Genomic DNA, 13,708 nt, shown 5'->3' on the forward strand with positions numbered 1-13,708 from the left:
TCGCTGTTCACCGATCCGTGGATGGAAGGAAGATCCGCCTCTTGCGGATCCGAAAACGCGGACACGCCGGGCCAAAAAGACCCCGCGTGAACCGCGCAGTATAGAGATTTAGCGAATCATCAGCAAGCCCCGTGCCAGCGGGGCATCAGGGCGTGAATCAAGAGCGGGTGAAGCTGGTCAGGCGGGGGTTTCCCCCTCTCCAACTCTCTCCCGCAGGCGGGGGAGAGGGCGAAGGTGCCGAGCGGGAGTCGCCCCGTCGGACTGCGCCCTGACTCAGGCTTTCTCGACCTGACCGAATTCCAGTTCGACGGGGGTCGAGCGACCGAAGATCAGCACCGCGACGCGCAGGCGACTCTTCTCGTAGTTGACTTCCTCGACCACGCCGTTGAAATCGTTGAACGGGCCTTCGGTGACGCGCACCATCTCGCCCGGCTCGAACAGCACCTTGGGCCTGGGCTTCTCGACGCCTTCGCGCACGCGGCTGAGGATGGCATCGGCCTCGCTGTCCCGGATCGGCAGCGGACGATCGGCGGTACCGCCGATGAAGCCCATCACCTTGGGGGTTTCCTTGATCAGGTGCCAGCACTCGTCGTCGATGCGCGGCGACTTGCCTTCGGTGTTCGTCTCGATCTGGACCAGCACGTAACCGGGAAAGAACTTGCGATCGCTGCGCCGTTTCTGGCCGCCGCGCATCTCGATCACTTCTTCGGTCGGCACCAGAACCTCACCGAACCGCTCTTCCATCTCGGCGCGCTTGATGCGCTCCTCGAGCGACCGTTTCACCTGATTTTCGAAGCCCGAATAGGCGTGTACCACATACCAGCGCTTGCTCATGCTCACCTCAGGCTTACAGCTTCAGCAGCCAGTCCAGAATGACCGACTTCAGGATCAGGTCGATCAGACCGAGCAGCAGCGACAGGACGATCACCACCACGATGATGATGCCCGTCGTCTTGATCGTCTCGTCGCGGGTCGGCCAAACGACCTTGCGCATCTCGAACTGCGATTCGGCAATGAAGTTCCGAACCCGCCGCCCCAGTGCGGTAAAGGCCGCAATTGCCATCGCCACGACCAGCGCCGCGAGCACGCCAAGCAGACGCACCGATGAGGAAATGCTGCCGTCCCGACCGAACCAGGAATAGGCAAAGATACCGGCAGCCAGCACCAGCACCGCCAGTACCAGCTTGCCGATGTCGGCGGCGTTCGTGCCCTTGGGCTGTTCTACCTTGGTATTCATGCACTAGTGACCGGGTGTCAGCAGCATGCCGTGCCTTGCGGCCGACCCTGCCACCACCATCCGTCTCGATCCTCGGTGAAGTGGCACGCCAGGAGGGACTTGAACCCCCAACCTGCGGTTTTGGAGACCGCTGCTCTGCCAATTGAGCTACTGGCGTAAAAACGGGAACAGGGAATAGAGAATCGGGAATGGTAACCGATCTGGAGCGTGTCGTGCTTCGCTCCAGCGATTCCCGATTCCCGATTCCCTACTCCCGATGTATTTTACTTGATGACCTTGGCCACCACGCCGGCGCCGACGGTGCGGCCGCCTTCGCGGATGGCGAAACGCAGGCCTTCGTCCATCGCGATCGGGTGGATCAGGCTCACCACCATCTTCACGTTGTCACCCGGCATCACCATCTCCACGCCTTCCGGCAACTGGCAGGCGCCGGTCACGTCGGTGGTGCGGAAGTAGAACTGCGGCCGGTAGCCCTTGAAGAACGGCGTATGACGGCCACCCTCGTCCTTCGACAGCACATAGACCTCGGCCTCGAAGTCGGTGTGCGGGGTGATCGTGCCCGGCTTGGCCAGCACCTGGCCACGCTCCACGTCGTCACGCTTCAGGCCGCGCAGCAGCAGACCGGCGTTGTCGCCCGCCTGACCCTGGTCCAGCAGCTTGCGGAACATTTCCACGCCCGTGACGGTCGTCTTCTGCGTGTCACGGATGCCGACCACTTCGATTTCGTCGCCCACCTTGATGATGCCGCGCTCGATACGACCGGTCACCACGGTGCCGCGGCCCGAGATCGAGAACACGTCTTCCACCGGCATCAGGAACGGCTTGTCGATCGTGCGCACCGGTTCCGGAATGTAGCTGTCCAGCGCATCCACCAGCTTGATGATCGACGGCACGCCGATGTCGCTCTGGTCGCCTTCCAGCGCCAGCTTGGCCGAACCATGGATCATCGGGGTGTCGTCGCCCGGGAACTCGTACTTCGACAGCAGCTCGCGCACTTCCATCTCGACCAGTTCCAGCAGCTCGGCGTCGTCCACCATGTCCGCCTTGTTCAGGTAGACCACGATGTACGGCACGCCGACCTGGCGCGACAGCAGGATGTGTTCGCGGGTCTGCGGCATCGGGCCGTCAGCGGCCGAGCACACCAGGATCGCGCCGTCCATCTGCGCCGCACCGGTGATCATGTTCTTCACGTAGTCGGCATGGCCCGGGCAATCCACGTGCGCGTAGTGGCGCAGCGGCGACTCGTATTCCACGTGGGCGGTCGAGATCGTGATGCCGCGCGCCTTCTCTTCCGGCGCCGCGTCGATCGCGCTGTAGTCCTTGAACTCGCCACCGAAACGTTCCGCCCCGACCTTCGTCAGTGCGGCCGTCAGCGTCGTCTTGCCGTGGTCCACGTGACCAATCGTGCCGACGTTGACGTGCGGCTTGGTGCGTTCGAATTTACCCTTTGCCATGCGCGCTACACCCCGATGGAGTCGATGAATTGAAGAAACTGCCCCTTCGGGGCTGGCCGGACTGGCCTGAATTGGTGCTCATAACAGGAATCGAACCTGTGACCTCTTCCTTACCAAGGAAGTGCTCTACCGACTGAGCTACATGAGCGTGGTGTATTTCATCCATCGTCCCTGATGGTGACTTCAGACCGGCATCCTGCCGGACCATTCAAAAAAGCGTCGATCTACGCACTTACTGCCTCGATCAACAGCGCCTGACACTTGCAGAGCAATGGAGCGGAAGGCGGGAATCGAACCCGCGTAATCAGTTTGGAAAACTGATGTTCTACCATTGAACTACTCCCGCCTGGCGCGGAACTCTTGCTGGTGGAGGGAGGTGGATCACTCCGGGCATCCTGCCCTCCGCCCCTCCGGGGCCGCGCCGCTTTCGCGTCGCGTTCAAAATCGCTCCAGGCGATTTTGTCGAACCACGACGGCGGATCTCATCCACCTCCATGGCCCTGCTTGTCAGATCTCTACAAACTTGATTACCGGGGTATTCAAGCTGGTGGAGGGAGGTGGATTCGAACCACCGAAGGCGTAAGCCAGCAGATTTACAGTCTGCCCCCGTTGGCCGCTTGGGTATCCCTCCAACAAAGAACGCGTATTGTGTGGATCAGGCCTCGAACTGTCAACACCTGCCGACGTGAATTTCACCTGCAGCGACGTTTTTTTGTCGCTGCGTTCAGTCCGTCGAAGTAGCGTTGAGGCGAACCAGCTGCTCCATGTCCTTCGACGCCTCGAGCAGCCGCCTGGCCTGTGCCTGCAGTCGCCGCTCGGCGGCGTCGCGCGGCTCCCAGTGCGGCACCGGCGTGGGCTTGCCATCCGGACTGTCCAGCGCCACGAAGACCATCACGCAGCTGGTGGCCAGGCGCCGCTCGTCCTTGCGCAGGTCGTTGGCCAGCACGTCCACGGCGAGATGCATGCTCGACGTGCCGGTGTGGATCAGGCGCGCTCGCACGGTGACCAGGTCGCCGATCAGGATCGGCGCCACGAACTGGATGCCGCTGACCGAGACGGTGACGCAATAGGCCCCGCTCCACGCCACCGCACAGGCGTAGCCGGCCTGATCGATCCACTTCATCGCCATGCCGCCATGCACCTTGCCACCGAAATTGACATCGGTGGGCTGGGCGAGGAAGCGGAAGGTCACTTCGTGCTGTTGTCCGGGCATGGGCTGGCATCTCGTCGGCGAAGTGGTAGACCGCAATTATGCCCTGCCTGTCCAGTCTTGCCGTGTCGCTCCTCTGTCACCGCGCATGGCCATCGGCTTGCGGCCGGCTTCGCTTCATGGCTAGATGCTTGGCAAGGACGCCAGGGAATTCCAATGGTCTTGCGCAGCATCGCATCGCGGACGGCATGGTGGGTTCTCGTCGGCTCCACCCTCGTGCTCGGCGCCATCGGCGGCCTGCTGCTTGCCCTGACCCGCGCGCAGATCCTGCAGCACACACACCATGAGGCAGCCGCCCTGGCCGCCAACGCAGGCAGCCAGATCCAGGCCCGCATCGATCGCATTGTCGTTTCGGCGCAGATGCTTGCCGCGATAGTTGCCACCCGCCAGGGCAACGCCGAACCGCTGTTGCGGGATACCCTGGCCGCCAACCTGGACATGGACGGCCTGGCTGCGGTGTTCAGGCCCTCGCCGAATCCCGCAAGCGCTCCACCCTATTCACCTTTCGTGAACCGCCTGGACGATGGTTCGCTGAGCAGCCGCGACCTGTCACATGACGCCAATCCCTACTGGAACAGCAACTGGTTCCTCGGCGGCCTTGGCTGTGCCGGCGGCTGCTGGCAGCGACCGTTCTTTTCGCAGTCGCGGCATCGCCAGCTGGTCAATTACTCCACCACGATCGAACGCGACGGGCACCCGATCGGCATCATCAACGCCGATGTCACGCTCAACTGGCTGCACCGGATTCTCGGCAGCCTGGACAAGCCGCCGGGCGCCTACGCCTTCGTGCTGGACAGCGACGGCAATTACCTGGCGCACGACAATCCGGAACTGGTCGGCCAGCGGGGCGCCACCGCCCTGCTCGACGCACTGGCCAGCGATCATGCGGGCTCCATGCGCCTGCCGGTGGCGCAGAACAGGCGGGCCCGGGGACCGGTATGGGTCTACTCCGCCCCGATCCAAGGCACCCGCTGGCGGCTCGGCCTGGTGGTGCCGGAATACCAGATCTACGCCAGCGTGCGACACATCTTCCAATTGAGCCTCGCCCTGGGCCTGCTGGCCATGCTCGGCGTGGCGCTGATCACGCTGCTGACGATCCGCCGCACGATGGCGCCGCTCGGCGTGCTGGCCGACCGTGCAGAGCACGTCGCCCGTGGCGAACTGGATTTCGAACTGCCGGTGGCCCGCCGCCCCGATGAAGTGGGCCGTCTCACCGAATCCTTCGACCAGATGCGTCGCGAACTGGCCCTGCACCTGGAGGACCTGGCCCGGGTCGCACGGGAAAAACAGCGACTGGCCAGCGAACTGGAGATCGCCCACCAGATCCAGCTCGGCCTGCTGCCGAATGCGCATTACTTGGACGCCGTCTGCGCGCAGTTCGAACTGCACGCCGCGCTGCGTCCCGCGCGAGCGGTCGGTGGCGATCTCTACAGCTATTTCATGCTCGACCCGCAGCGCTTCTTCGTGATGGTCGGCGACGTCTCGGACAAGGGCATCCCGGCGGCCCTGTTCATGGCGCAGACGATCACCCTGGCCAAGGCGCTGGCGCCGCGCGCGCAGACACCGCAGAACCTGCTGCGGCTGCTCAACCTCGAACTGTGCCGCGGCAACGACAGTTGCATGTTCGTCACCCTGCTTTGCGGCCTGCTAGACACCGGCAGCGGCAGCCTGGTGCTGGCCAGCGCCGGCCACGAGCCGCCGATCCTGTGTGGCCGTGGCGCGCCACAGGTGCTGGAATTTCCCACCGGGGCGGTGCTCGGCCTGTACGAGGATTCGGATTATCCGGAACACGTCCTGCGCCTGGGCCGGGGCGAAACGCTGCTGATGTACACCGACGGCATCACCGAAGCCAGCGACCACGACGAGCAGATGTACGGCATCGAACGCACCGTGGAAAGTCTCGCGCAGGTTCCGCCGACGGCAGCCACGGCCACCTACATCGAGCGCCTGCTGGGCGACGTGGACCGCTTCGTGGCCGATGCGCCGCAGGCCGACGACATCACCCTGCTGGCACTGAGCTGGCACGGCTCGGCGCTCAAGGCCACCGAGATGACCATCGACAACCGGCTGCCGGAGGTTTTCACCGCGCTCGACCGCTGCGAGCAGTTGCTGCAGGACGCCGGCACCCCGGCGTCGTTGTGCGGTGACATGCGCCTGGTGCTGGAGGAGCTGATGGTCAACACGGTCGAATACGGCTATCCCGATGGCCAGCCCGGCCAGATCGGCCTTCGGTTGCAGCCCCTGGCGGATGCCGTCACGGTCGAGCTGATCGACGACGGCGTCGCCTTCGACCCGCTGCAATGCGCCGATCCCGTCCTCACCGGCGACCTGGCCGATCGCGAACGGGTCGGCGGTCTCGGCATCCATCTCGCGCGTACCATGACCGACGAAATGCGCTATACACGGGATGCGCAAGGCAACCACCTGCTGCTTCGCTTCGCCTACCCGACCCAGGATGAATCTTCACCATGACGCTCAGCCTGCACAGTGAATTCTCCGCCCCCGATCGCGCCGTCGTGCAAGTCGGTGGGCGCCTCGATGCGATGACCTTCGGCGAACTCGATGAGGCCATGCTCGCCCTGCTGCCGCAGCTGCCCGATGGCGGCACCGTGGTGATCGACCTGGCCGGACTGACCTACATCAGCAGTGCCGGCCTGCGCAGCTTCGCCAAGGTGCGCAAGAGCATGCGCGCCCGCGGCGGCCACACCCTGTTGCTGAACCCGCAGGCGCAGGTGCGCAAGGTGTTCGACATCGTCAAGGCGGTGCCGGTGAACGAGGTGTTCACCAGCACGCAGGAGCTCGACGCCTATCTGGACCGCATGCAGCGGCAGATCACCGAAGGCGACGACGCCTGACCCATGCCGTTCAAGGCGTGGGTGGCGGCAGCGCCAGTGGATCGTTGTCGTAGATCGCCACGTGCGGCACGCCGTCGGCGCCGATCCAGCCCCGGTACATGCCCTCGGTGTTGAACGGCATCGCCGTGCTGCCATCGGCGCCCAGGATGATCGCGCCGCCGTCGCCGCCCATCTGCGGGATCTCGTCGTTGATCACCGCCTTGCCGGCCTGCTCCGCCGACTCGTGCAATTCGGTCATGCGCAGGCAGATCTCGCGCGCTGCCGAAACGCGGATGTAGTACTCGCCCCAGCCCGTGCCTGAAACCGCGCAGGCCACGTTCGCATAGGTGCCCGCGCCCACGATCGGCGAATCGCCGACCCGGCCGTAGCGCTTGTCGGTCATGCCGCCGGTCGAGGTGCCAGCGGCCAGGCGGCCTTCGCTGTCGCGCGCCACGGCGCCGACGGTGCCGAAATGTTTCAGCGCGCGCAGCCGTTCGGGCAGCGGCACGCCTGCGGCGTCTTCCTTCAGCGCCTTCTGCAGTTCCAGCCAGCGCCGCTCGGTGCGGAAGTACGCCGGATCGACCAGCTCGAATCCCTGCTCCGTGGCGAATTTTTCCGCGCCGTCGCCGACCATCATCACGTGCGGCGAATGCTCCATCACCGCGCGCGCCAGCAGGATCGGATGCTTCACGCGATGGACTTCCGCCACCGCACCGGCCGCCAGCGTCGAGCCGTCCATGATCGAGGCATCCAGCTCGTTCCGGCCGTCATGGGTGAATACCGCGCCCCTGCCGGCGTTGAACAGCGGGTCGTCCTCCAGCACGGCGATCGCCGCCGTCACCGCGTCGGTCGCGGCCTTGCCGGCCTTGAGCTCCGCATAGCCCTTGCGCAATGCCAGCTCCATCGCCGCACGGGCGCCGGCTTCGATCTGCGGCGTCATGCCTGCCCGCTCCACGCCCGCGCCGCCGTGGATCACCAGCAGCGGTGCGTGCTCGCCGCGCAGGGTCAGCTCGCCATCGCGCACGTCGGCGACGGCTTCGAACACCGGCCGGCTGACCGCGAGACGCTTCAGGTCGATCCGGCTTTGCGTGCCCACGCCGGTGACGCGCGTACCCGGGTAGTCGAGCGGTTTGCCGGCAGCGATCCGTTCGGGCGGTCCCTTCGGCTGCACCAGCCAGGCGAAGCCGTTGTCGATGGTGAACAGCCGCCCGATGCCGTCGCCGTCCACGCACAGCGCCGTATCCTGATCCACGCCCAGGCCGACGATGTCGGCATGGCCCGCGTGGCGCAGCTTGGCCACGAACGCAATCAGCCGGCCGAGCCGGTCGCGGGCGTGGAAGTGGGTGTCGGTGATCACCTGCTGCATGTTGGGCAGGTGCATGAAATCGCCGACCAGGGTCATCGCCTTGCCCAGCGGGTCGCGCATCGCCTCCTTCGAGGTGATGCTGCCGCCATCCATCGCGCCATAGGCATGAGCGCCGAGAATGGCGAGCCCCGCGCTGGTGCCGCCGATCGGCTTGCCCTGCGCCACGTGCTCGTTCAACAGCGCGCCCAGCGGCGTGCCCTTCCAGAACCGCACGTAGTTGGCCTGGTCGCCGCCGGCGATGAAGATTCCGTCCGCGTGCCGCACGATGTCCAGCACCCGTGGATCGCTGGCGGCGGCGCGATCGTGGAACACCAGCGTCTGCACCGAGGCCACGCCGCCGACTTCGTTGAACAGTTCCTTCTGCATGCCGTCGTCGCCGGAGGCGCGCAATATCACGAAATGCCCGTGGCCACCCTTCGCGGCGAACCAGGCGAACGCCTTGTGCGGCCACTCCCCGCCGCCCATCAACATCAGTGCCGGCTCGGTCGCGGCGGGGCGAACCGCCTCCGGATGGCCGATCCGGTAATACTCGTAGCCATGGCGCGCAGCGGCATCCGGCACGCCCGCCTGCGCCACCGCCAGCCACGGCGCAAGCAACAGGACGAGCAGGCAAAGCAGGTGGCGCGACGGCGCGGCGAACCGCTGGAGCAAGGTCGTCATCGGGGTCTCTCCGGGCAGTTCCACCCGCGCAGACAGCGGGCACACACCTGATCCGGGACGAAGCTGGACGGCCGATCCCCCATGCCTTCGGACAAGGTGTTTCCCGCCGGCATTGGCGCTATCGTCGCCAGCGTGGACGACTCCCTCAACAACTGGTTTGCCCGCGAAATCCTCGTGCACGAAGGCGCGCTGATGCGTTACCTCTTACGCAGCTGGTTCCATCGCGACGAGATCCACGACCTGCGCCAGGAGATCTACGTACGCGTCTACGAGGCCGCGGCGAAGGCGCGCCCAGCGCAACCGAAGTCCTTCATGTTCACCACCGCGCGCCACCTGATGACCGATCGCCTGCGCCGCAGTCGGGTCGTCTCGATCGATGCCGTGGGTGATCTGGACGCGCTGAACGTCCTGATAGACGAGTTGTCGCCGGAACACCGGATGAGCGCGCGGCAGGAACTGCGGCACTTGGCCAGCGCCTTCGACCGCCTGCCCGACCGTTGCCGGGAAGTGGTCTGGCTGCGCCGGGTCGAGGAACTGTCGCAAAAGCAGGTCGCAGCACGCATGGGCATCAGCGAGAAGACCGTGGAAAAGCAGGTCGCCAAGGGCTCGCGCCTGATCGCCGAATACTTCTATGGCGGCACGCCGACGCATCGCGCGCGCCGCGACCGGATCATGGAAGCCAATGACGGGAACGGACATGGCCAGCAGCAGGGAGATTGAGCAGGTCGCCGCTGCCTGGCTGGCGCGACGCGACGCCGGCGGCTGGAGCGCGCGCGACCAGCAGCAGCTCGACGCCTGGCTGGATGAGGCGGTCGCGCACCAGGTCGCCTTTCTCCGGCTGGATGCCGCGTGGCGACAGAGCGGCCGGCTGCAGGCGCTCGGCGCCGGCATGGCGCCGGGCGTGGTGCCCGCACGCGGCAGTTGGGCGCACGCGTCGCATGGCGAAGACGAGGTGCCCACCACGACGCGGGATCGTGCCGAGCCGGAACGAGGCAGCCGTGCGGGGTCGCGCCGCTGGCTGCGCCTGTTCGCCGCGGCGGCGATGCTCGCCCTGGTCGTGTCGCTGGCGCTGGGCTGGCGCCATTACACCGCGGTCGACCAGGCTTCCTACCAGACCGCGATCGGCGGCTTGCAGGAGGTGCCGCTGGCCGACGGCTCGACCGTCACGCTGAGCAGCGACAGCCGCATGCTGGTCACCCTGTCCCACGGCGAACGCCACATCGACCTGCAGCGTGGCGAGGCGTTCTTTGCCGTGGCCAAGGATCGCGCCCGGCCTTTCGTGGTCAGCACCGGCAGCCGCCGGGTGATCGCCGTGGGCACCCGCTTCGCCGTGCGCCGCGACGCCGCCGACCTGCGCGTGGTGGTGACCCAGGGCCTGGTGCGGCTGGAGTCGGACAACCGGCCCGACGGCGAACGCCAGCCCACCACCTTGCTGCCCGCCGGCAGCATCGCCACGGCCAGCGATGCCGGCGTGGTGGTGCGCTCCGGCCCGGTCCAGCAGGCCGAGGAATACCTCAGCTGGCGCAGCGGCTTCGTCAGCTTTCACGACACGCCACTGGCCATCGCCGCCGCCGAGTTCAACCGCTACAACACGCGCAAGATCGTGATCGGCGACGCCAGCGTGGGCAACATGCGGGTGGGCGGCAACTTCCGCTGGTCCAACACCGACGCCTTCGTGCGCCTGCTGGCGCAGGGCTTCCCGATCAGGGCGCAGCAGCAGGGCGACAACATCGTGCTGCGCCGCCGCTGAGGTTCGCGCGAGGGGGGATTTGCCGCAGCCGTTCGTCCCGGCTTTCACATGGCGCGCATCGCGCGCGCCCACCTGGGGAGAGGTGACCATGGTTCGTTCGCTACGCGGCATGCTGTTCGTGATGGCCTGTTCTGTGTCGGCCTTCGCCTCGGCCCAGGGCAATGCGGTCCGGCAGATCGACATTCCCGCCGGTGAGCTGGTCACCGCCCTGGACAGCCTGGCGCGCCAGTCCGGCGCCCAGTTCATCTATCAGGCGGATCAGCTGAAGGGCCTGCGCACCGGCGGCGTGCACGGCGCGCTGTCGGCCGACCAGGCGCTGGGTCGCCTGCTCGCCGGCACCGGCTTCACCGTCCACCGCGACGACTCCGGCGCCGTCGTCATCGTGAAGGGCGCCAGTCAATCGGTTCGGCCGGCTTCGTCGGCCACGCCGGCCAGCAGTCGCAGCGGCGCGAGCGCGGACCCGCAGGAAGCCACCCGGCTGGACGAAGTCCAGGTCACCGGCTCGCGCATCCCCCGCGCCCAGGTCGAAGGGCCGGCGCCGGTCACCGTGATCACCGCCAACGACATCAAGGCCAGCGGTTTCGCCAGCGTGCCCGACGTGATGCGCGCGATCACCCAGAACAGCGGCGAGACGCAGAGCCAGCAGTCCTCCAGCGGTGCCGATTTCTCGCCCGGCGCGGAGGAAGTCGACCTGCGCGGACTCGGCCCCAACCACACCTTGGTGCTGGTCAACGGCCGCCGCATCGCCGACTTTCCGATGCCGTTCAAGGGCCGCAGCAACTTCACCGATGTCTCCAACATCCCGATCGGCATGATCGACCGCATCGAGGTGCTCACCGGCAGCGCCTCGGCGGTGTACGGTTCGGACGCGATCTCCGGCGTGGTGAACTTCATCCTGAAGGACCACGCCGACGGCACCACCATCGACCTGCGCTACGGCGACACCACCCGCGGCGGCGGCGCCTCGACCAAGCTCAACTTTTCCACCGGCTTCTCGCACGACGATTTCAACCTGGTATTCGGCGCCGAGCTGATCGACCAGAAGCCGCTGTGGGCCTATGACCGGAAGATCCAGGATTCCACCGCCGACGCGCCCACCGAACGCTCGCAGGTGCCGCGGCGCACCTTCCTCAACGGCGACTGGAACGACGACTACATCGACCCGGGCCAGGCCACCTGTGACGCGCTGGGCTATCTCAACGGCGGCACCACGGTGTATGCGAACCGGCCGCGCTACGGCAATTTCTGCGGCAGCGCGGAGTCGATCGGCTACGGCACCATCCTCAGCCAGCGCCGCGGCATCAACACCTACACCTCGGCCAACCTGAAGATCAACGACAACCTGAGCTGGTTCGGCGACATGCAGCTGGGCTGGAGCAAGGTGAAATTGTTTCGCGACGTCGAGCAGTGGAACTACCAGGCGCCCGACGGCAACGAGGACGGTTACTTCTACAACGCGCACAGCGGCGGCATCGAGAACTGGTATCGCCAGTTCACGCCCGAGGAAATGGGCGGCCTCGGCCGCGGCATGATCGAGAACACCCAGAAGACCTTCAGCCTCACCACCGGCTTCAAGGGCACGTTCCGCCAGGCCTGGGATTACGAGGCCTCGCTGAGCCACTCGCAGTACAAGGCGCTGATCAGCTGGCCGCAAACCGTCGCGTCGAAGGCGAATGACCTCTACCTCGGCCCGCAGCTCGGCGTGGACGCCGACAGCGGCCTGCCGATCTTCGACGCCGACCCGGCCCGCTTGTACACCCCGCTGACCCGCGCCGAATACGACTCGATCACCGCACGCACCAACTACCACCCCGAGTCGCGCAGCGACACGCTGGCGTTCACCCTGACCAACACCGAGCTGTTCAGCCTGCCGGCCGGGCCAGCCGGTTTTGCCGGCGTGGTCGAATACGGCAACCAGTCCTACGACCTCAAGCCCGACCCGCTGGCCACCCAGTACTACTACTACAGCTGGAAGGACTCCGACGGCCACGGCAGCCGCAATCGCTGGGCCGCCGCCGGCGAACTGCGCATGCCGCTGCTGGATTCGCTCAACTGGAGCGTGGCCGGTCGCTATGACCAGTACCGCTTCTCCGGCCACAAGACCGGCAAGCTGACCTGGAGCACCGGCCTGGAATGGCGCCCGCTGGATACCCTGCTGGTGCGTGGCTCCTACGGCACCGCATTTCGCGCGCCGGACCTGCACTACGTCTACTCCGGCATCGGCAACGACGAGACTTCGGGCAACGACTACTACCTGTGCCGCACCGAAGAGCCGGACGAGGACATCACCGACTGCTCGTATTCCGACCAGGGCCTGATCCGCACACGCCAGGGCAATCGCGACCTGGACTCCGAGACCAGCACCTCGTGGACCGGCGGCTTCGTCTGGTCGCCCACGCCGAACCTGGATTTCTCGGTCGACTACTTCAACATCCGCATGCAGAACCAGGTGCAGGACCTCAGCACCGACCGCATCCTGCAACTGGAAGCCAGCTGCCGCATCGGCAGCGACGTGAACGGCAACGCGGTGGATGCGAATTCGCCCAGCTGCATCGACGCGATAGCGCGGGTGAACCGCTACCCGGCGGACAGCGCGGTCGACCCGGGCGGCCTGTACGGCATCTTCGTCAACCCGATCAACGTCGCCAACGAACGCACCAGCGGCGTCGACGTCAGCAGCCATTACAAGCTGGAAACCGCGATCGGCACGCTCCGCTTCAGCGGCAACTACACCTGGACGCGCAACCACCTGTTCCAGCAATACCCGGGCGACCCGACCCTGGACGAGCTGGCCGTCAACAGCGGCTTCGACATTCCCCGCGAGAAGACCAGCGCCAGCGTGTCGTGGGAACGCAAGGCCTGGTCGGCGACGCTGTTCGGCTCACGCCTGGGCCGACTGCCGAACTCCGACTCCTACGACCAGATCGTCGACACCGACGCCGGCGAGGCGGCTTGGGTGCATGCCACCTATCGCTACAACGCCACGCTGCAATACAAGTTCAGCGATCACGCGCAGCTGTCGCTGGCGGTGGACAACCTGTTCGACAAGCTGCCGCCACGCGATCCCAGCTACACAGCGTATCCGTATTACGACGTGTCCTGGTTCGACGCCGCCGGACGCAGCTACTACCTGCAGTTCACCTGGAAGCTCGGCGGCAGCGCGCTCTGAACCGCACAAAAAACAGCGCACCGGAGTG

General features: G+C 66.1%; 10 protein-coding genes, 4 tRNA genes, 1 other RNA gene and 1 pseudogene. 5 read left to right on the forward strand and 11 right to left on the reverse strand.

Going from position 1 to position 13,708, the window contains the following annotated elements:
* Nucleotides 1-273: 273 nt before the first annotated feature.
* The 9 genes from nusG to AC3A56_RS03255 form a co-directional block, all read right to left on the reverse strand.
* The gene (gene nusG, locus AC3A56_RS03215; protein ID WP_007810205.1) at nt 274-834 is read right to left on the reverse strand and encodes a transcription termination/antitermination protein NusG; all 561 of its coding nucleotides are present in this window, start codon (nt 832-834) and stop codon (nt 274-276) included.
* Nucleotides 835-847: 13 nt separating this feature from the next.
* The gene (gene secE, locus AC3A56_RS03220; protein ID WP_056714022.1) at nt 848-1,237 is read right to left on the reverse strand and encodes a preprotein translocase subunit SecE; all 390 of its coding nucleotides are present in this window, start codon (nt 1,235-1,237) and stop codon (nt 848-850) included.
* A gap of 81 nt (nt 1,238-1,318) precedes the next feature.
* Nucleotides 1,319-1,394, reverse strand: a tRNA-Trp gene (locus AC3A56_RS03225).
* A gap of 106 nt (nt 1,395-1,500) precedes the next feature.
* A complete protein-coding gene (gene tuf / locus AC3A56_RS03230) occupies nt 1,501-2,691 on the reverse strand; it encodes an elongation factor Tu (RefSeq protein ID WP_056764501.1) in 1,191 nt (396 codons plus the stop codon).
* Between the two features lie 72 nt (nt 2,692-2,763).
* Nucleotides 2,764-2,839: transfer RNA gene (locus tag AC3A56_RS03235), tRNA-Thr, on the reverse strand.
* A gap of 124 nt (nt 2,840-2,963) precedes the next feature.
* A tRNA-Gly gene (locus AC3A56_RS03240) sits at nt 2,964-3,037 on the reverse strand.
* Nucleotides 3,038-3,055: 18 nt separating this feature from the next.
* A non-coding RNA gene (locus AC3A56_RS03245) (RtT sRNA) lies at nt 3,056-3,198 on the reverse strand.
* 38 nt (nt 3,199-3,236) lie between these two features.
* Nucleotides 3,237-3,322: transfer RNA gene (locus AC3A56_RS03250), tRNA-Tyr, on the reverse strand.
* A 93-nt stretch (nt 3,323-3,415) separates the two neighbouring features.
* Nucleotides 3,416-3,904, reverse strand: coding sequence for an acyl-CoA thioesterase (locus AC3A56_RS03255; protein ID WP_487769308.1), 489 nt, complete (start codon nt 3,902-3,904; stop codon nt 3,416-3,418).
* A 153-nt stretch (nt 3,905-4,057) separates the two neighbouring features.
* Between AC3A56_RS03255 and AC3A56_RS03260 the strand changes: the two genes are divergently transcribed.
* Together AC3A56_RS03260 and AC3A56_RS03265 are read left to right on the forward strand one after the other, a co-directional pair.
* Nucleotides 4,058-6,373, forward strand: coding sequence for a SpoIIE family protein phosphatase (locus tag AC3A56_RS03260; protein WP_056764192.1), 2,316 nt, complete (start codon nt 4,058-4,060; stop codon nt 6,371-6,373).
* The gene (locus AC3A56_RS03265; protein WP_056764190.1) at nt 6,370-6,756 is read left to right on the forward strand and encodes an STAS domain-containing protein; all 387 of its coding nucleotides are present in this window, start codon (nt 6,370-6,372) and stop codon (nt 6,754-6,756) included. Before AC3A56_RS03260 ends, AC3A56_RS03265 begins: the two co-directional genes overlap by 4 nt.
* 10 nt (nt 6,757-6,766) lie before the next feature.
* Here the strand turns inward: AC3A56_RS03265 and AC3A56_RS03270 are convergent, their stop codons facing one another.
* Both AC3A56_RS03270 and AC3A56_RS03275 read right to left on the reverse strand, forming a co-directional pair.
* Nucleotides 6,767-7,780: an isoaspartyl peptidase/L-asparaginase family protein gene (locus AC3A56_RS03270; protein WP_487769626.1), complete on the reverse strand. Its 1,014-nt coding sequence runs from the start codon at nt 7,778-7,780 to the stop codon at nt 6,767-6,769.
* Nucleotides 7,781-7,957: 177 nt separating this feature from the next.
* A pseudogene (locus AC3A56_RS03275) lies at nt 7,958-8,761 on the reverse strand (cyanophycinase); the annotation flags it as partial.
* A 132-nt stretch (nt 8,762-8,893) separates the two neighbouring features.
* On the opposite strand from AC3A56_RS03275, the gene AC3A56_RS03280 reads away from it, so the two are divergent.
* From AC3A56_RS03280 to AC3A56_RS03290, 3 genes are all read left to right on the forward strand, one after another.
* A complete protein-coding gene (locus AC3A56_RS03280; RefSeq protein WP_343123465.1) occupies nt 8,894-9,481 on the forward strand; it encodes an RNA polymerase sigma factor in 588 nt (195 codons plus the stop codon).
* Nucleotides 9,459-10,511: a FecR family protein gene (locus AC3A56_RS03285; RefSeq protein ID WP_487769309.1), complete on the forward strand. Its 1,053-nt coding sequence runs from the start codon at nt 9,459-9,461 to the stop codon at nt 10,509-10,511. The genes AC3A56_RS03280 and AC3A56_RS03285 overlap by 23 nt, the downstream gene beginning before the upstream one ends.
* A gap of 88 nt (nt 10,512-10,599) precedes the next feature.
* The gene (locus AC3A56_RS03290; protein WP_487769310.1) at nt 10,600-13,680 is read left to right on the forward strand and encodes a TonB-dependent receptor domain-containing protein; all 3,081 of its coding nucleotides are present in this window, start codon (nt 10,600-10,602) and stop codon (nt 13,678-13,680) included.
* Nucleotides 13,681-13,708 lie beyond the last annotated feature (28 nt).

The sequence above is a fragment of the Rhodanobacter sp. Soil_C_14 genome, from assembly GCF_057657335.1.

Bases quoted from the DNA above. Each gene is read 5' to 3' on its own strand.
- nusG (WP_007810205.1), bottom strand. From the start codon at position 834: ATGAGCAAGCGCTGGTATGTGGTACACGCCTATTCGGGCTTCGAAAAT.
- secE (WP_056714022.1), bottom strand. From the start codon at position 1,237: ATGAATACCAAGGTAGAACAGCCCAAGGGCACGAACGCCGCCGACATC.
- tuf (WP_056764501.1), bottom strand. From the start codon at position 2,691: ATGGCAAAGGGTAAATTCGAACGCACCAAGCCGCACGTCAACGTCGGC.
- AC3A56_RS03255 (WP_487769308.1), bottom strand. From the start codon at position 3,904: ATGCCCGGACAACAGCACGAAGTGACCTTCCGCTTCCTCGCCCAGCCC.
- AC3A56_RS03260 (WP_056764192.1), top strand. From the start codon at position 4,058: ATGGTCTTGCGCAGCATCGCATCGCGGACGGCATGGTGGGTTCTCGTC.
- AC3A56_RS03265 (WP_056764190.1), top strand. From the start codon at position 6,370: ATGACGCTCAGCCTGCACAGTGAATTCTCCGCCCCCGATCGCGCCGTC.
- AC3A56_RS03285 (WP_487769309.1), top strand. From the start codon at position 9,459: ATGGCCAGCAGCAGGGAGATTGAGCAGGTCGCCGCTGCCTGGCTGGCG.
- AC3A56_RS03290 (WP_487769310.1), top strand. From the start codon at position 10,600: ATGGTTCGTTCGCTACGCGGCATGCTGTTCGTGATGGCCTGTTCTGTG.